The organism is Pseudomonas sp. BN415 (assembly GCF_029871195.1).
Classification (GTDB): domain Bacteria; phylum Pseudomonadota; class Gammaproteobacteria; order Pseudomonadales; family Pseudomonadaceae; genus Metapseudomonas; species Metapseudomonas resinovorans.
This window is the reverse complement of sequence record NZ_SSOK01000045.1, coordinates 1-17,124: the sequence shown is the minus strand read 5'-3', so window position 1 is coordinate 17,124 and position 17,124 is coordinate 1. Positions and strand designations below refer to the sequence as shown.

At 61.8% G+C, this 17,124-nt stretch carries 19 protein-coding genes; 9 read left to right on the top strand and 10 right to left on the bottom strand.

Annotated features, from left to right (window positions below; all coding sequences use genetic code 11):
• Nucleotides 1-183 precede the first annotated feature (183 nt).
• Complete coding sequence (locus tag E8F20_RS11095) at nt 184-2,049, top strand: multicopper oxidase domain-containing protein (RefSeq protein ID WP_280283764.1); 1,866 nt, start codon at nt 184-186, stop codon at nt 2,047-2,049.
• A gap of 12 nt (nt 2,050-2,061) precedes the next feature.
• On the top strand, nt 2,062-2,694 hold the full coding sequence (locus tag E8F20_RS11090) for an SCO family protein (protein ID WP_280283763.1): 633 nt from the start codon (nt 2,062-2,064) through the stop codon (nt 2,692-2,694).
• Nucleotides 2,695-2,938: 244 nt separating this feature from the next.
• Here E8F20_RS11090 and E8F20_RS11085 read toward each other — a convergent pair whose 3' ends face one another.
• Nucleotides 2,939-3,868 carry a MurR/RpiR family transcriptional regulator gene (locus E8F20_RS11085; protein ID WP_280283762.1) on the bottom strand — a complete coding sequence of 310 codons (930 nt, stop codon included), beginning with the start codon at nt 3,866-3,868 and terminating at the stop codon, nt 2,939-2,941.
• Nucleotides 3,869-4,028: 160 nt separating this feature from the next.
• Nucleotides 4,029-4,802: an ABC transporter substrate-binding protein gene (locus tag E8F20_RS11080; protein WP_280283761.1), complete on the bottom strand. Its 774-nt coding sequence runs from the start codon at nt 4,800-4,802 to the stop codon at nt 4,029-4,031.
• Between the two features lie 402 nt (nt 4,803-5,204).
• On the opposite strand from E8F20_RS11080, the gene E8F20_RS11075 reads away from it, so the two are divergent.
• From E8F20_RS11075 to E8F20_RS11050, 6 genes are all read left to right on the top strand, one after another.
• Nucleotides 5,205-5,597 carry a hypothetical protein gene (locus E8F20_RS11075; RefSeq protein WP_280283760.1) on the top strand — a complete coding sequence of 131 codons (393 nt, stop codon included), beginning with the start codon at nt 5,205-5,207 and terminating at the stop codon, nt 5,595-5,597.
• 2 nt (nt 5,598-5,599) lie between these two features.
• Nucleotides 5,600-5,923, top strand: coding sequence for a hypothetical protein (locus E8F20_RS11070; RefSeq protein ID WP_280283759.1), 324 nt, complete (start codon nt 5,600-5,602; stop codon nt 5,921-5,923).
• A 331-nt stretch (nt 5,924-6,254) separates the two neighbouring features.
• Nucleotides 6,255-6,776 (top strand): chalcone isomerase family protein, encoded by a 522-nt coding sequence (locus E8F20_RS11065; protein WP_280283758.1) that lies wholly within the window; start codon nt 6,255-6,257, stop codon nt 6,774-6,776.
• 54 nt (nt 6,777-6,830) lie between these two features.
• A complete protein-coding gene (locus tag E8F20_RS11060) occupies nt 6,831-7,532 on the top strand; it encodes an SDR family NAD(P)-dependent oxidoreductase (RefSeq protein ID WP_280283757.1) in 702 nt (233 codons plus the stop codon).
• A gap of 123 nt (nt 7,533-7,655) precedes the next feature.
• Nucleotides 7,656-9,197 (top strand): cryptochrome/photolyase family protein, encoded by a 1,542-nt coding sequence (locus E8F20_RS11055; protein WP_280283756.1) that lies wholly within the window; start codon nt 7,656-7,658, stop codon nt 9,195-9,197.
• Entirely contained in the window at nt 9,194-9,364 is a 171-nt protein-coding gene (locus tag E8F20_RS11050) for a DUF2256 domain-containing protein (protein WP_280283755.1), read from the top strand. The genes E8F20_RS11055 and E8F20_RS11050 overlap by 4 nt, the downstream gene beginning before the upstream one ends.
• Here E8F20_RS11050 and E8F20_RS11045 read toward each other — a convergent pair.
• The 7 genes from E8F20_RS11045 to E8F20_RS11015 form a co-directional block, all read right to left on the bottom strand.
• The gene (locus tag E8F20_RS11045; protein WP_280283754.1) at nt 9,314-9,802 is read right to left on the bottom strand and encodes a DUF2878 domain-containing protein; all 489 of its coding nucleotides are present in this window, start codon (nt 9,800-9,802) and stop codon (nt 9,314-9,316) included. The two genes, E8F20_RS11050 and E8F20_RS11045, sit on opposite strands and share 51 nt — an antisense overlap.
• Nucleotides 9,803-9,810: 8 nt before the next feature.
• Complete coding sequence (locus E8F20_RS11040) at nt 9,811-11,073, bottom strand: cyclopropane-fatty-acyl-phospholipid synthase family protein (protein WP_280283753.1); 1,263 nt, start codon at nt 11,071-11,073, stop codon at nt 9,811-9,813.
• A complete protein-coding gene (locus E8F20_RS11035) occupies nt 11,048-11,860 on the bottom strand; it encodes a DUF1365 domain-containing protein (protein ID WP_280283752.1) in 813 nt (270 codons plus the stop codon). The genes E8F20_RS11040 and E8F20_RS11035 overlap by 26 nt, the downstream gene beginning before the upstream one ends.
• Nucleotides 11,857-13,104, bottom strand: coding sequence for an FAD-dependent oxidoreductase (locus E8F20_RS11030; RefSeq protein WP_280283751.1), 1,248 nt, complete (start codon nt 13,102-13,104; stop codon nt 11,857-11,859). The genes E8F20_RS11035 and E8F20_RS11030 overlap by 4 nt, the downstream gene beginning before the upstream one ends.
• Nucleotides 13,105-13,107: 3 nt before the next feature.
• Nucleotides 13,108-13,863 carry an SDR family NAD(P)-dependent oxidoreductase gene (locus E8F20_RS11025; protein WP_280283750.1) on the bottom strand — a complete coding sequence of 252 codons (756 nt, stop codon included), beginning with the start codon at nt 13,861-13,863 and terminating at the stop codon, nt 13,108-13,110.
• The gene (locus tag E8F20_RS11020; protein WP_280283749.1) at nt 13,860-14,282 is read right to left on the bottom strand and encodes a nuclear transport factor 2 family protein; all 423 of its coding nucleotides are present in this window, start codon (nt 14,280-14,282) and stop codon (nt 13,860-13,862) included. The genes E8F20_RS11025 and E8F20_RS11020 overlap by 4 nt, the downstream gene beginning before the upstream one ends.
• 268 nt (nt 14,283-14,550) lie before the next feature.
• Nucleotides 14,551-15,306, bottom strand: a complete 756-nt coding sequence (locus E8F20_RS11015; protein ID WP_280283748.1) for an SDR family oxidoreductase — start codon at nt 15,304-15,306, stop codon at nt 14,551-14,553.
• A 235-nt stretch (nt 15,307-15,541) separates the two neighbouring features.
• On the opposite strand from E8F20_RS11015, the gene E8F20_RS11010 reads away from it, so the two are divergent.
• Nucleotides 15,542-16,429 (top strand): AraC family transcriptional regulator, encoded by an 888-nt coding sequence (locus tag E8F20_RS11010; RefSeq protein WP_280283747.1) that lies wholly within the window; start codon nt 15,542-15,544, stop codon nt 16,427-16,429.
• Between the two features lie 205 nt (nt 16,430-16,634).
• Here E8F20_RS11010 and E8F20_RS11005 read toward each other — a convergent pair.
• Nucleotides 16,635-17,124 (bottom strand): BRO family protein (locus tag E8F20_RS11005; RefSeq protein ID WP_280283746.1); only part of this gene is annotated, 490 nt, incomplete at its 5' end.

The following is a 17,124-nucleotide window of genomic DNA, read 5'->3' as shown; positions in this document are numbered from 1 at the left end:
TGCCAGGCGAGTGGCTCGCTAGTTCTGGAAAACCTGCTTTTACTAGGAGAAGAGACATCATTCGCTCAACAAGAAGCGATTACGTGGCAGTCAAATTTGGCGCCGGGGAGAGGACATTCAATTAACCGTGGCTAGGGCGGTTTGAGGTGGCATGCGTTGAGGATGGGGTGATGGAACTACCAGATGCGAACCCGCAAGCGGAACACTGAGGAAGAACTATCCAGCAAGCAGAACAACAGCGACACAACACGGCGAACATTCCTGAAATTATCAGCGGCTGCCCTGGCAGTACCCTGGCTCCCGGCGAGCAAGCCCAGCCAGGCCGTTGAATGGGTCACCACGCCGCAACCGATCTTTCCGCCCAGCCCAAAGACCCGGCCCTGGATGGAGGAGCTGCCGCAGGTCATCGTTCCGGTGGCGCATACCGATGCCTTGGTTCCGCCGCCTACCATCGAGCCCAACGTCTCGGCAGGAGAGGCGGGGCGTGACGCGCATCAGCGCTACGAAGAACTGACCGGCGCACTGGGCGCGCCGGAGTTCTATGAGCTGCGCGTGGTGCAGAATGCAGAGTGGGTGACCCACCCTGACCTGCCCAAGCAGAAAGTCTGGGCGTATCGCGGTAGTAATCCCGATGCGACCGTCCCGGCGACCATCTTTGCCGAATATGGTGCGCCGGTGATCTGTCGCATCTACAACGACCTGCCGCCGGATCACGTCGGTTTCGGTACGCCGGAAATCTCAACGCACTTGCACAACGCGCACACCCCTTCGGAGAGCGACGGATTTCCGGGCGACTACTACAGCATCAATGAGGCAGGGCCAACGCTGAACCGCTCCGGCTCAGAGCAGGGCAGAGGGAAGTTCAAGGACCACTTCTACCCCAATATCTATGCCGGCTACGATGAGTTGCAAAACGGTATCGGTGACTATCGGGAGGCGTTGGGAACGCTCTTTTATCACGACCACACGCTGGACTACACCGCGCCCAACGTCTATCGCGGGCTGATTGGTTTCTACCTGCTGTTTGACCATATCGATTCCGGCGATGAGCGCGATCCGCGCCCGAGCGCCCTGCGGCTTCCCAGTCATCCCTACGACTACCCTCTGGCATTCGGCGATCGTCGTTTTACGCCGATGCCCGACGGGCAGCTGTTCTACGACCAGCTTCATGCCGAGGGTGTCCTAGGGGACAAGGTTGTGATCAACGGCAAGATCGAACCGGTGCTGCGGGTCGCGGCCCGCAAGTACCGCCTGAGATTGCTGAACAGTGGCCCCAGCCGCTTCTACGACCTGTACCTGGTGAATTCGCGCAATGCGGTTCAGCGATTCACCTACATCGCCAACGACGGCAACCTGCTTCCCGAAGCGCTGTTCAACTTCACCCACGTCCGGCTTGGCGTGGCGGAGCGGGCCGACATAATCGTCGACTTCTCGAAGTACCCCATTGGCACCGAACTCTACCTGACCAACCGGCTGCGCCAGGAGAGCACGCGCAAACCGAAGGACTCCAAAGCCCCCGGCACCCGCGTCATGAAGTTCATCGTCGATCGCCATCCGCCTGAGCAGGACCTGAGCCAGGTGCCCCGGTTCTTGCGCCCGTTGCCGGATATGCCGTCGCCCGAAGAGCTGAAGCGGTTGCCGGTTCGGCGTTGGGAGTTCGATCGACGCAATGGGTTGTGGCAGGTCAATCGGCAACTGGTCGATGTCAATCGGCCAAGGGCGCGGGTTCGCCAGGGGAGCGCGGAAATCTGGGAATTCGCCAGCACGGGAGGCGGCTGGTCGCACCCGATTCACTCGCACTTCGAGGAGGGGATCATGCTCAAGAAGTTGGTCGATGGCGTCGAAGTACCGATTCCATTGCACGAGCGAGGTCGCAAGGATTCCTTCGTGCTCGACCAGACCATGACGATGGTCGTGCTCTTTCGCTTCCGGGATTTCAAGGGCAAGTACGTCATGCACTGTCACAACGTGATCCACGAGGACCACGCGATGATGATCCGCTGGGATCTCGAAGGTGATGACGATGACAACGAAGAACCCAGTGCCTAGGAGTGTAGAGCCATGAACACGAGAAGAAATCTGCTGGTGAGTGCCGGACTCCTGGGTGTGGCCGGAGTGGGGATTGCGCTGGGGTTGGGCGCTACTCAGGGTGCGCGGGCGGATCGCCCCAACCGTACCGCCAGTCAATTGCCCAACGTGATGCTTACCAATCAGTACGGCAAGCGTGTGCGCTTCTACGATGACCTGATTCGCGGGAAGGTCGTGGCGATCAACATGATGTACACCTCCTGTGCCGGTATCTGCCCAACCGCGACCGCCAACCTGATACAGGTGCAACGACTCCTGGGCGCTCGCCTGGGGCGGCAGGTGCACCTGTACTCCATCACCTTGGCGCCGGAACTGGATACCCCGCACGCCCTTCGTGAGTACGCCGAGCGACACGGCGTGGGACCCGGCTGGATGTTCCTGACCGGAGCTCCCGCAGATGTCGAGCAGGTGCGTTTCAGCCTGGGTTTCTACGATCCGGAACCGGAAGTGGACCGCGACAAGAACTCCCACTCCGGCATGCTGCGCATCGGCAACGACCGCTTTGAGCGCTGGACCATGGCGCCGGCAATGGGCTCGCCCGAGCAGATCCTGGGTACCATCGATCACGTTGACCCGGAGTTTTCCTATCGACATCGGGCGGTGTAGCGTTCGGCATCCGAGTCCTTTATCCGGGCAAGCTAAACGGGTGCCTCATCCGGCCGGGTAAAGCCATTCTTGTATCCGGACCGGAGAGCTGGCGGATGGGGCGCAGTACGCCCCTTCAACGCCAGGCGTTATCCGCAGGGGCTCACAGGTCGGTCCCAGAACTGGTGGGCAGGTAGTCAAGCGTTGTGGCCCCTCGTTCCGGTGGACATCCCCGGCTTATGCAATGTGCCAGCGGTGCCCCGGGCTAGTGGTCCGACTTGCGGGCTCTTGCGGCTTTTCGCGGTCGGTCTCTGGGGACGTGCAGGTATGACATGACGCTTTCGGTAAGCTCGGCCGCCAGCTTCACGGCTTCTTTGTTGCGTGTCATCACCGCGGCAACCAGGCTCTCGATAACAGCCAGTACGGCTGCGTTCGAGCTGATCAGGACGGGGTGTTCGGCAGGCGCAAACAGCACGTGCTCGGCCAGTTGCACCAGAGGGGAGGCCGGAGAGTCAGTGATGGCCAACACACTGGCTCCACGCTCGTTGGCAAAACGCGCAAGCTGGATCGTATCCAGCGAGTAGCGGGGTAGCGAGATTGCCAAGAGCACGTCGTTCTCGGTAATAGCCGCCAGTCGATAAGCGGCATTCTCATTCCCGCCTTCCATGCTGATGGCTGTAGCGTCTGGGCAATAAGGCATCAGATTGGCTGCAGCCAGGCCAGCCATGTACGCGCTATTGCCGAAGCCCAGGATGTAAATGCGGCGTGCTTTGCTGAGGCAGTCGATGAACGCGTCGAAAGCTGCCGGACTGTTGCTACTGACGGCTGCACGAAGGTTGCCTTCCGCGGCCTGCATCTGCTCATGCAAGCCGAAGGAGCCGTCCGGGCGTTGGGCCAGTTCCTGCCGCAGTTTATCCACCGGCGATACTAGATCTTGCAGTGTGTTGACCAAGGCTGTCTTGAGCGCGCTGTAGCCGCTTAGCTTCAGGGCGCGAGCCAGTCGATTGACCGCGGCTGCCGAGGTTGCAGTTTCCTGCGCAAGCTCTTCAATGGTGAGGGTTGCGGCTTTGAGCGGGTGACGCAGGATGAAGTCGGCGACTTTTCGCAGCGAGGGCTGCAGATCGGGGGAGGCCGACGCCAGCTTGCGCATGACGGGTGAGGTATAGACAGACAGGTCTCGCGGCGCTCGGGTCATGACTCTGAGAGGGTCCTTATGGCCAGGTGCGCCAGTTTATGTGATCGCTGCGTGAGTATGGAAATTGCCATGACGCCATCAACAGTGCTCACTTCGCGTTTCCTGGCCAGGCCACGCGGCAAGGAGGCACCCGGACGAAACGGGCACCTCCGATCTGCGTTTACTGGCCGTAGATGTCGTAGCTGAAGTACTTGCTCTGTATTTCCTGGTACTTGCCGTTGGCACGCAAAGTCGCGATTGCATTGCTGAACTTATCAGCAGTTGTCGCATCTCCCTTACGGACGGCAATGCCTGCGCCATTGCCGAAGTACTTCGGATCGTTGAAGTCCGGACCGACCAGTGCGAAGCCCTTGCCGCTATCGGTTTTGAGGAAGCTCTCGCTGATATTCACCACGTCCGCCAGGGTCGCGTCGATGCGGCCGGAAACCAGATCGAGGAACGCCTCGTTCTGCGAGCCGTAGCGAACCACCTCGATCCCTGCCTCCGCAAATTTGTCGCTGGCGTAGCGGTCATAGGTCGATGCGCGCTGCACTCCGACCCGTTTGCCCTTCAGGTCCTTGATTGGGTCGGCTACGTCGCTTCCCGCCTTCATCACGAGCTTGCCGGGGGTGTGGTAGTACTTCTTGGTGAAATCGACCGACTTCAGGCGGTCCGGTGTGATCGACATCGAAGACAACACGGCGTCCACCTTTCGCACCTTGAGCGAGGGAATCAGGCCATCGAAGGACTGTTCGACCCACTCGCATTTCACGTGCATTTCCGCACACAAGGCGTTGCCAATGTCGTAATCGAAGCCGCTTAAGCGTCCATCCTCGGTCTTGAAGGCGAAAGGTGGGTAGGCGGCCTCGATCCCTATCCGCAGGGCGTCCTGTGCCTGGGAGAGCGTGGCGCAAGCCGAGAGCGCCAGGGCGCCAAGTAGAGCGATCTTGTTCAATTTATTACTCCAGTTCGTGCGGTGGTGGTCCGGGTGGAGCGCTTCGTGCCCCGGTCTGCGAGTGACTGAGCGGCATCCAGCGAATCCGTTTTGGGCCATGTGGCGATGCGTCGGTAATGAGGCGAATCGCTTCGATTAGGCTAATTTGTGATTGAAATAGTGTCAATTCGTTGGGGCGATTCTTCTTGCTTCACCCCTGCCGTGCGTGCGTCATCAGGTTATAATGGGTTGGTTTTGGTTAGGTGCGGGGTCAGGATACGGATTGCCAGGAAGAAATTTCAGTGCCTGTGTGTGATTCAAAATAATTCATTAAATTATTTACATGAAATTAAATGCGTCATAGAGTTTTGGCGGGAAGTGCTCCCAAGATTTCCATCAGAACAAGAGCAACAAGAGATGAGAATGCGGACCAAACCTGGCGCCTTGATTGCTGCGCTTTTGCTAGCGGGACATGGCGCGTCGACCCTTGCCGAGGGGCACTTGATAGCGGTCGGGGGCATGCTCAGGGCGAGCAACGTTCAGGTTTACGAGAAGTTCATCGAGCTGGCCGGGGGGCGCGATCGATCGCGCATCGTCATTATTCCCGCCGCCAGCGGCAGCCTCAGCTCCAGTCAGCGCTTTCAAAGTGAGTTGCAGGCGCTTGGCGTGCCGCTCGAACGGATCAGCATCGTCGGTATCGACAAGCACAACTACCCGCGCACGATGAATGACCCGGCCGCGCTTGAGCCGCTCACCCTGCAGCGACAGGGCGGGGCAAGTGTCATTCGCCCTTTTGAAAGTGAGTCGAGATCGTAGCCATGCAGCTGACGCCCCTTGAACTGTTTGCCTTGGACAAGCTTCTGGATGATCAGGAGTCGGTCGTGCTTGCCCTCCAGAGTGCCCAGGTCAAGGTCGTGGAACGGGTTGAAACGCGTGCCGGTTTTTACTCGGTGATCGAGTTGGATCAGCCGCTAAGCGGTTTTGGCCGATTGGTTGAGCGGGAGTGGCGATTCCGCATCAGGAACAAGGGGGCGGGCGGGTACTTCGTTTGTTGGCCGGATGGCGAGTCCAGCCTGTGTCTGGAGGCTGTTCTTGGCAAAGGGATGCCGGTGGCGATGCTCGCACCGGAACTTCTGGTCTAGAGAACCTGCATGCGTGTCTGAGCTCGTTACGCATTGGGGCTCGACAGCCTTACGCCTTATCCAGCAATGCCTCGATCAAACCGGGTGCCGTCCATGGCTCGGCTGGATCACCGGCGCCGGGTTACCTGCTGACTCGAGACGGTTTCATCCGGTATTTCCCTTGCGATCGGATGCTTGGTCGGTTGCGAGCAGGCGAACACTGGACCGCTCAGCCTGACAGCGCTATAAGTTGTACATTATATTGATATGTACAATTATTTTGGCGAGTTTCACCTACAGGCAGAGGAGTCGCAAGGTGGCTAGTGGCTGGCTGCTCGAACGTGGGTATCCCATGATGATTAGCCTGACCTTGGCGCTATTGCTGGGCACGTCAACGGCACTGGCGGACTGGCGTGGCGACTTGCCAGGGGCGCGACCTGTTGGCACTGGCCAGTTCAATTGGTTCGGCTTTGCAGTCTACGAAGCGAGGCTCTGGAGCCGGGGCTCGAGCCCGACCTTGGATCAGCCTTTCGCCCTGGAGCTGACCTACCGCCGTGAGATCAAGCGTGACGCCTTGGTCGAGACCAGTCTGGACGAGATACGCCGACTCGGTGGTGAAAGTCTCGACCAGAAGCGTTTATCACGCTGGGCGTATGAAATGCGCGAAGCCTTTGTCGATGTGGCTCCCGGCCAGAGCATCACTGGCCTGTACTTGCCAGGCTGGGGGTGTCGCTTCTATGTGGATGGGCAATTGAGTCGAGAGGTGGCAGACCCCGATTTCGCTCGCGCCTTCTTCGCCATCTGGCTGGACCCGCGCACTCGCAACCCCGAGCTGCGACGCCGACTGCTTGGCCTTGAGGTCGCTGCCGAATGAATCGCTTGTCCAGCAGGCCTGTGCTGCGGCTCCTGATCAGTTGGTGCCTGAGAAATGCTCAGTCTTCAGTCGATGAATGATGGTTACCGTGCCTTGGTCATAGGCGCGAGTGGCGCATTGGGGACAGCCTTCTGCGAGCTACTGCACGAAGACCCACGCTGCGCCACTGTGCGCGAGCTGGGGCGCACAAGCACGCCAAGGATCGATCTGGAGGATCCGACGAGCATCGCTCAGGCCGCCGCCGAGCTTTCAGCCGAAGGGCCGTATCAGTTGATCCTGCATTCAGCCGGCCTGCTGCACCGTTCCGGCCTGCAGCCGGAAAAGTGCCTGGCTGCTCTTGAGGCGGATGCCTTGCAGGCCGTGTTCCAGGTCAATGCACTCGGGCCGGCACTGGTACTGCGCCATTTCCTGCCGTTGCTGCATGCAAGGGGCACGATGGCGTTTCTTTCGGCGAAGGTGGGGAGTATCGGCGACAACCGTCTGGGAGGCTGGTACGCCTACCGTGCGTCCAAGGCGGCGTTGAACATGCTGGTGAAGACCGCTGCCATCGAGTTGGCCCGCAGTCGGCCCCAGGCGTGTCTGCTGTGCCTGCACCCGGGGACGGTGATTTCCAGACTCTCCGAGCCGTTTCGAGGCGCGGCGCTAGCACGTCCGGCGCAACAGGCAGCAGCAGATCTGCTGAGCCTTATCGACCGCCTCGGGCCTGCTGAGAGCGGGGGATTTTTTGCCTACAACGGCGAGCGCCTACCCTGGTGAGCGTGGAAGAAGCATGAGCCTGAAAGCGCTGGTCATTCCGAACGCCTGGTCGAGGCCTTGTGAACCCGAGACGCCGTTGCTGGCTAACGGTTGCGTTCTTGCGTTGCGGCAGGCGGTCCGCCTATGACGGTGCCTGCCCGTCGCCTCGGTCTGGTGCTCGGCGACCAGCTGTCTTTCGACCTGAGCCTGTTCGACGCCCTGGACCCCCGGCAAGACGCATTGCTGATGGCGGAGGTGGAGGCTGAAGCGCGTTACGTGTCTCACCACCCTCAGAAGATCGCGCTGATATTCAGCGCCATGCGGCACTTCGCCGAAGCGCTGCGCGAACGCGGCTGGCATGTGATCTATGTGCGCCTGGACGATGACGGCAATAGCGGCAGCCTGCCGGGGGAGCTGTGTCGTTGGATGGAGACATTGGGCGCCAGGGAGGCGCATATCACTGAGTGCGGTGAGTGGCGTCTGGAGCAGGCGCTCAAGGACTCCGGCCTGCCGCTGGTGTGGCACCCCGACCGTCGCTTCCTGTGCTCTCGACTGGCATTCGCACGCTGGGCCAGCGGTCGCAAGCAGTTGCGGATGGAGCACTTCTACCGTGGGATGCGCAAACGTACCGGCTTCCTGCTGGAGCTGGACGGCAGTCCGCTGGGCGGCACCTGGAATCTCGATGCGGAGAACCGCAGAACGCTGCCGCGTGGCCTGCGTGGCCCGTTCCCCACGAGCTTCGAAGCGGATCCAATGACCCGAGAAGTGCTGGCGCTGGTCCGGGCGAGATTCCGCGACCATTACGGCAACCTGGACGCCTTCGACTACCCGGTGACCCACGCCGACGCACAGGTACTGTGGCAGCACTTCCTCGACTTCTCCCTGGCCGCATTCGGTGATTTCCAGGACGCCATGGCCACCGGCGAGCCATTTCTGTTTCACGCGAGAATCAGCGCTGCGCTGAACATCGGCCTGCTCGATGTGCGCCAACTGTGTGCGGATGTCGAAGCGGCCTACCGCCGAAAGCAGGTGCCGCTGAATGCCGCCGAGGGATTCATTCGCCAACTGATCGGCTGGCGCGAGTACGTGCGCGGTATCTACTGGCTGCGCATGCCCGAATACGCCGAACTCAACGCATTCGGTAATCTCCGCCCGCTGCCGGAGTTCTACTGGACGGGTGCCACCGACATGCGCTGCATGGCCCAGGTGATTGGCCAAACCCTCGAGTTGGGCTACGCCCATCACATCCAGCGACTCATGGTGACCGGCAACTTCGCGCTGCTCGCCGGCATCGCCCCCAAGGCCATCTGCGAGTGGTACCTGGCGGTCTACCTGGATGCCTTCGACTGGGTCGAACTCCCGAATACCTTGGGCATGGTGATGCACGCCGACGGCGGATACCTTGGCTCCAAGCCGTATTGCGCCAGTGGCCGCTACATCCAGCGAATGTCGGATTACTGCAAGGGATGCCGCTACCGGGTTGACGAGGCAACGGGGCCGCAAGCTTGCCCTTTCAATGCGCTCTACTGGCACTTCCTCATGCGCCACCGTGATCGCCTGGGGGAAAACCCGCGCCTGGCCATGGTTTATCGCAATTTGCTGAACATGGATGAAACGCGCCGCGAGGCTCTCTGGTTGCGCGGCGAGGAACTGCTGGCGCGACTGGATAGCGGAGAGGCCCTGTGAAGAAAGCTGAACTGCCGAGCAAGGTGTGCCCGGTCTGCGGCCGCCCGTTCATCTGGCGTAGGCGCTGGGTGCGCTGCTGGAACGAGGTTCGCTACTGCTCGGAACGGTGCCGTCGCTCAGCGCGTGCCCGACAGGCGGAACGCCAGCGGCATCCAGGCAGCCCATAGCGGAGCCAGAACCAGCGCCGTACCGGCGATGCCAAGCGGCAGTGAAACGTCAGCCAACGGCGCGCCTGCGCAGTAAGCCAGTGGGCCGCCGATCCCCCCGAGTAGCATGCCACGCCAGGCTGGCCGCGCTACCCAGGCCAGGCTGTGGCGCAGGCCGCAGGCAAACACCAGCCAGAGCAGGACAAGCCAGATCGGAAGAGGGAACTGGTCGAAGTCGAATACGCCCAATGTGCCAAGCACCGTGTCCATCGCACAGCCACCCAGGGCCACGCGCAGCAATGCGCCAGCCTCCGCCCGGGGTAGGGGGCACAGTGCCAAATGCGCGAGCAGCCCGGCGGCGACTGCGAACAGCAACCAGGAAACCTGTGCGCCGAGCACGCAGCCCCACCAACCCAGTTGCAGCCAGAGCGCGTTGCCCAGCAGCCAGGCCCGACTCATGACTCGGCCTACAGCCGTTCCAGCAGGGGCGCGCTGCGAGAGGCCGGGCCTGCCCAGAGCAGCTGGGCAACGCCAATGGCGCGCTCTTCGAAGCCGCCTTCGCAGTAGCACAGGTAGAACTCCCAGAGGCGCTGAAAGGTCTCGTCGTAGCCGAGCTCCAGTAAGGCCTGGCGTGATTGCCGGAGGTTGTCGTGCCATTGCCGCAAGGTGCGGGCATAGTGCAGGCCGAAGTCTTCCATGTGCAGAAGGTTGAGCTGAGTCTCGGCGCTGGCCGTCTGCAGCATCTTGGTCAGCGAGGGCAGGGCACCGCCGGGGAAGATGTAGCGCTGGATGAAATCCACCGAGCGGCGAGCCTGTTCGTAGCGCTGGTCGCGGATGGTGATGGCTTGCAGCAGCATCAGGCCGTCTTCCTTGAGTAGCCCAGCGCAACGACGGAAGTACTCGGGAAGGTAGCGGTGGCCGACCGCTTCGATCATCTCGATGGACACCAGCTTGTCGTAGCGCCCTTCGAGATCGCGGTAGTCCTCGCGCAGCACGTGGATGCGCTGCTGCAGGCCCTGGGCCTCGACACGCCTTAGGGTGTGCGCATACTGCGCTTCTGACAGGGTAGTGGTGGTCACCTGGCAGCCGTAGTGGCTGGCTGCGTAAAGCGCGAGGCTGCCCCAGCCGGTTCCGATCTCCAGCAAGTGGTCGCCTGGGCGCAGGTCGAGCTTGCGGCAAATGCGTTCGAGCTTGTTCAACTGAGCCGCTTCCAGGCCCTGCTCGGCGCTTTCGAACATGGCGGCGGAGTACATCATGCTGGGGTCGAGCAAGCGTTCGAACAGCGCGTTGCCCAGGTCATAGTGCGCCATGATGTTGCGGCGAGAACCGCTTCGGTTATTGCGATTGAGCCAGTGCAGCAATCGCAGCATCGGGCGGCCCAGTCGCGCCAGGCCGCTCTCCATGGCGTCAAGCACGGCCAGGTTGGCGACGAACAAACGAGTCACTGCAGCCAGGTCGGGACTGCGCCAGTAACCCAGGATGTAGGCCTCGCCTGCGCCTATCGAGCCATTGCTGGCGACCAGTCCCCAGACCGCGTCGTCCAGGACCTCGACTTCGGCCTGCAGCAAGCTGGTTGGGTCGCCGAAACCCAGTTGCTCGCCTCGAAACAGAACTCGCAGGTGGCCATGGCGCAGGCGACGCAGTTGGGCGAGGACGGCCTGCTTGAAAAGGCCGCCTGCGAGCGGGCTGAGGTTGCCGGCTTTGCTAGCGCTCAGAGTGGGATCGGGCATGCGTGGAGTCCTCGTTGGCGGGGTGGCCGACGCTCAGGTGGCGCTCGCTGGCCTGGTGATTGTGCAAGGGCGTTCCTTTGAGCAGCAGCCGCAGGGCCTGCCAGTAGATGGCGGTCAAGGTGCGCAGGGACATCCACGGGAAGGCCAGGACGTGACGGCGCAGTCCCGCGGCGTCGAGTGCCTGGCGCTGCAAGCTGAGGCTGGCCTCGAACAGCTTTTCCCCATCGCGCCAGTTCTCCATGTGCACGCGAAGGTGTGAGCCCTCGGCCAGGAAACGCATGCGGTAATCCATGTCCTGTGACAGGAAGGGGGAGACGTGGAAGGCCTTGGCCACCCGAAACTCGGCAGCCTCTCCGGGGTGGACCGGCAGTACGTAGTGGTGACGTTCCCGCCAGGGGGTGTTGCGCACCTCGCAGAGAATCGCCGCCAGCCGCCCTGTGTCGTCATGGCAGAAGTAGACGCTCACCGGGTTGAACGACAGGCCCCAGCTGCGTGGCTGGGTCAGCACGTGGATGGCGCCTAGAGGGGCGGCGCCCAGCGCGTCGCGCAGCAGCTCCCGCACGGCCTCGGCCAGGGGGATGCCGGCGCGAGTCCAGGCTGGCAGGTAGTCGCGCTCACGCCAGCATAACGGCGCCAGGCGCCAGGGCCGCAGAAGGTGCGACGTGTTCAGCACCTGTTCTTGCTCCGCAAGGTCCAAGTAGAGCATTCCGATGGGATAGCGGAAGGTGTGCGGGCGGGGCGCGAAGCGCCGATGGCTGACCCAACCGCGACAGAGGCTGCTGTTCACAGCGTTTCACCGAAATGGGCGGCGACCTTGAGTGCGCTCACCACGCCATCTTCGTGAAAGCCGTTGCCCCAGTAAGCTCCACAGAAGTAGCTGTGCTGCTGGCCTTGGAGGCTTTCCTGGCTGGTTTGAGCGGCTACCGCCGCGTGGCTGTACTGGGGGTGTGCGTACTCGAAACGTGCCAGCACCTTGGCCGGGTCGACCGCTGCGCCCTGGTTCAGGCTGACGCAGAAGGTCACCGGCGCGTCCAGGCCTTGCAGGATGTTCATGTTGTAGGTCAGCGTGGCCGGAGATCCCGGTGGGCCGCCCAGCCGATAGTTCCAACTCGCCCACGCCTTTTGCCGGCTTGGCAGCAGGCTGTCGTCGGTGTGCAGGAGCACCTCATTGCAGGCGTAGGTCAAGGCGCCAAGTACCTTTCGCTCATTCAGGCTCGGGGCCTCGAGCAGGGCCAGGGCCTGATCGCTGTGGCAGGCCAATACCACCTTGTCGAAGCGCTCCCATCCCGCAGCGCTGAGCACGCGCACTCCGTCGACGTCCCGGCTGACTCGCTGCACTGCACAACCAGGCCGCAGGCCTGTTCGGAAACCGGCGCATAGCGGCTCGATGTAGCTGCGCGAGCCTCCCTCGATCACCCGCCACTGCGGGCGATCGCTGATCGAAAGCAAGCCGTGGTTATGGAAGAAGCGCACGAAGAACTGCAGTGGGAAATCAAGCATCTGTGCCCGCGACATCGACCAGATGGCCGAGCCCATCGGAACGATGTAGTGCTCGATGAAGCGCTGCCCGTAGCCGTGCATCTGCAGGTAATCACCCAGCCGGGTGGCGGCGTCGATGCGCTGTTCGTGCAGGCTGGCCGGTGCCTCGCGGTTGAAGCGCAGAATGTCGCGCAGCATCGCCCAGAAGGCCGGCGACAACAGATTGCGGCGCTGCACGAAGAGGCTGTCCAGGTCGCGGCCGTTGTATTCAAGGCCACTGGCCGGATCATGCACCGAGAAGCTCATTTCGGTAGGCCGCGAGGCCACGTCCAGTTGCTCCAGCAGGCGGATGAAGTTCGGGTAGGTCCAGTCGTTGAATACGATGAAACCGGTGTCCACTGCATAGCGTTGACCCTGCCATTCGACGTCGACGGTATGGGTGTGGCCGCCGACCCAATGGGAGGCTTCGAACACCGTCACGTCATGGCGGCGCGCCAGCAGGTGCGCGCAGGTAAGGCCAGATATACCGCTGCCGATGATTGCGATGCGCACGATTCAGTCCGTTTGTTGAGGGCGTGCCAGACGTCGTCCCAGCGCCAGGCGCCAGCGCACTGGAAGGCTGCCGAACAGGCGAATGGCAAGGATGAAGGGCTGCGGGAAGTTGATCTCAAGAGGCCGATTCCGCAGGCGCGTGGCGATACGTCTGGCCGCGCGCTGTGCTGACCAGCACATGGGCATGGGAAAGTCGTTGCGGCGAGTAAGCGGGGTGTCGACGAAACCGGGGCTGACCAGGGTTACGTCGATGCCTTCGGCGGCAAGGTCGATGCGCAGGGACTCGATGAGATAACGCAGCGCCGCCTTGGATGCGCCGTAGGCCCCCGCACGCGGTAGAGCCAGCCAGGTCACCGCGCTGCCAATGACAACCAGGTGCGGGCGCTTGCCACGGCGAAGCAGAGGCAACGCGGCCTGTACACAGTGGCTGGCGCCGAGCAGGTTGGTGCGAACCACTCGCTCCACCAGCTCAGTGTCGAAGTGCCCCGGCTCCAGATATTCGCAGGTGCCGGCATTGAGGATCACCAGGTCCAGGGCACCCCACGTGTGTTCGATATGCCGGCCGATCTCTGCGACCTGCTGCCATTCGCTGATATCGCCTGCTACAAGCAGAACCTGGCTGGGGAAGCGCGCTGCCAGTGCCTGCAAAGGCACAATCTGGCGGGCACTCAAGGCCAGTTGATGACCCTCTTCGAGCAGGATTTCCGCCAGCGCTGCCCCTATGCCACTGCTGCCGCCAGTCAGCCAGATGCGGCTCATGCGAGCCTCCGCTTGAGCCACGCAATCAGCCGCCCCATCAAGGGCAGGTGTTCGTAAAGGAGAGCCCCGGCGTCGAAGTAGTCGTGGTGCAGGTAAACCCGCTCCCGCCAACGCAGGTAACTGCAGCCCTCCAGCTGGATAACTTCACCCCCGGCCAAGCGCGGGTGGCGAAAGCGCAGGGTCCAGCGAAGGTAGCCTTGATCGGGGCCTGCTTCATCGAAGCCCTGGAATTCGTAATGCAGATCCTGGACGCCGGCATATATCTGCCCGAAGTACTGTCGAAGCGCGGGGAGGCCATTCAGGCTGTGTAGCGGATCGCGGAACTGCACATCCGGGGTGTACAACTCCTCCAGCGCGCCCAAGCGGTTCGCACCCAGCGTGGAGAACGACTGCGCAAAGCGTTGCAAGAAAGCAGACATCCAGGTGCTCCTGAATATTTGTACACAGAATAGTGTTTGTACAATATTTCAGGAGCGTAACGCTAAATTTGTACAAGTCAATGTGCTTTGTACGAGGCCGGCGTGGTGATAACGCGAAAACCCTCTCCCGAGCGCACGAGGCAGGATTGGCGGAGGAACGAAGCCCAACGCTCCGTCAGGAGCGTTGGGCTTCGCTTTACTCGGACCCACTTACGGACGGCAGCCGATTGTCCTGGGCGGCGCCGTAGCACGATGGACCCAGGCCACTTCAGATAGTCTGGCCGCCCGACACTTCGATTCGCTGAGCGGTAACCCAGCGATTGTCCGGGCTCAGCAAGCTCGCCACCATCGGTCCGACATCATCCGGCACACCTACCCGGCCCAACGCCGTCATATCGGCGAACTGCTTGTTCAGGTCAGGGAGGTCGCGCACAGCGCCACCCAGGAAATCCGTCTCTATGGCTCCAGGAGCCACCGTGTTTACTGCAATGCCACGGCTGCCGAACTCCTTGGCCATATAGACCGTGAGGATCTCGACTGCGCCTTTGGCCGCCGAATAGGCAGAGAAGCCGGCGACCGATACACGGGTCAGACCTGACGAGAAATTCACGATTCGCCCACCATCCTCGATCAGTGGGAGCAGCGTCTGGGTCAAAAAGAAGACGCCCTTCACGTGTGTGTTGAACAGCGCGTCGAACTGCGCTTCGGTTGTGTCGGCGATGGCTGCCATCTCGCCCTGGCCGGCGTTGTTGATGAGGTGGTCAAAGCTGCAGCGGTTCCAGGTGGTGGACAGTGCCTCGGCGACGGTATTGGCGAAGGCCGCGAAGGACGAGACATCAGTGACGTCCAGTTGCAGCGCTACGGCTTTGCGTCCGAGCGCCTCGATCTCGGCGACTGCGGCTTTGGCTTCCTCGGCGCCGTTGCGGTAGGTAAGGATGACGTCGCCGCCATGGCGCGCGATGCTGACAGCGGTGTTGCGGCCAAGGCCACGGTTGGCGCCGGTGATAATCGAGATGGTGGTCATCGGGGGTCTCCTGGGGTGGACGTTGCAGGTGCTGCAACTATGGGGAGCGATGACCTTTCCAGGTTGCGTGATTGTCGACATGTCTTGCCTATTAATACGAGGCAGCGCTTGCACACGAAGATCACGCAGGTATTTCAGGAAGACTTAACGACTTCCTTTGCCTATTCCTATTTGATTGTTGCCAATTCTTCCGGCTCGTATTGATCTGTATCGACTCACCGGCAAGATTCCATCCATGACAAACAATCTGCTCGAAGCCGCACGCCGCTATGCCGACGCTAACCACAGGAATGGAGTCGCGCAGACGCCATTTCCCGGACTGGTCATCCTCCGTGAGACGATGCCCACACCTCTGCAATATGCGATCTCGAAACCGCTGGTTGCCCTGGTACTTCAAGGGGGCAAGCGTGTCGCGATGGGCAGCAGCACCTTCGATTTCAGTGCAGGTGAGTCGCTGCTGATCACGACCGATGTGCCGACGGTCAGCCAGATCACCCGAGCCTCCCTCGGCGAGCCGTACTACTCCTTCGTCGTTGAGCTGGACCCTGCGCTGATCGAGTCACTCGTGGTCGAAATGGGATCGGCACCCTTTTCCATTGGAGCGCCAGTCCGGGTGGAGCCGACTGACGCGGAGGTCGCGGACGCGGCGCATCGCCTGATTCGCCTTTTGGAACGGCCCGCTTCCGTTCCGGTGCTGGGGAAGCAACTACTGCGCGAACTGCACTACTGGTTGCTGTCGGGCAAGCACGGCAGCGCGATTCGCTCACTCGGGGTCACCAACAGCCATGCCCAGCGCGTCGGCCGTGCAGTTGCCAGGATCCGTGCCGACTTCGCCAAGCCGTTGCGAATGGAGCAACTTGCAGACGCTGCGGGAATGAGCATTTCCGCGTTCCATGCCCACTTCCGCGCCATTACCTCGCTGACCCCGCTGCAGTTTCAAAAGCAGCTGCGGCTGATTGAAGCCAGGCGCTCCATGCTCGAAGGTACTGCGATCAGCAAAGCCGCGTCCGACGTGGGATACGAGAGCGTCCCGCAGTTCACACGGGAATACGGTCGAATGTTCGGCACCTCGCCCGCCAAGGACATTCGCGAAACCAGGGCGCACCTGCAGGCCTCGACCTGATGCTCGGTTAACGCAAGGGGCTGCCCCTGACGAGCAAGGGGCCACGCACCTGGTACGTGGATTTGCCGTGGGTCCCTGGACGGTCGCAATCGGCGCATGATGTCGGCGCCTGCTTCACTGCCGCAGTTGTAGGAGCGAGCTTGCTCGCGAAAGATCGGCTCGGACTGTTCGCGAGCAAGCTCGCTCCTACAGAGGCTTCATCCTGCTAGCCGATTACCAGGGGTGGGCGCTGCCAGAGGTTCGGGCAGTCGCCGAAGTACAGCCAGGCCTTGCCCTGCCAGTGCAGCACCTCGATTTCGCGGTCCTGCCACAGGATCAGCTCGCGGTAGGGGCCGCGGCCGTCGAAGCGTTCCTCTTCGCGCAGGCGCGGGATCACCTCGCGGGTGAGCCATTGGCGGATGCAGCGATTTTCCGGGTGGTAGTAGAGGATCAGCACCGCGTAGACGCCGGACTCGCTGATCAGCAGTTCCTGCTCGAACTTGCCATGGCTATTGCGCAGCCAGGCGCGCTGCAATTGGTCTTCGTCCAGATTGCGCTGCACGCGCTCGGTCAGCGGTGCGTGGTTGATCAGCCGGGCCAGGTCGCTGACGGCAAACCACGGCTCCTCATCCAGCAGCATTGCGCGCAACTGGCGCTTGTGGCGGACGAACCGGGTGGGCATCAGGACTTCGGCGTTGGCGGGAGGGGCGGGGTGA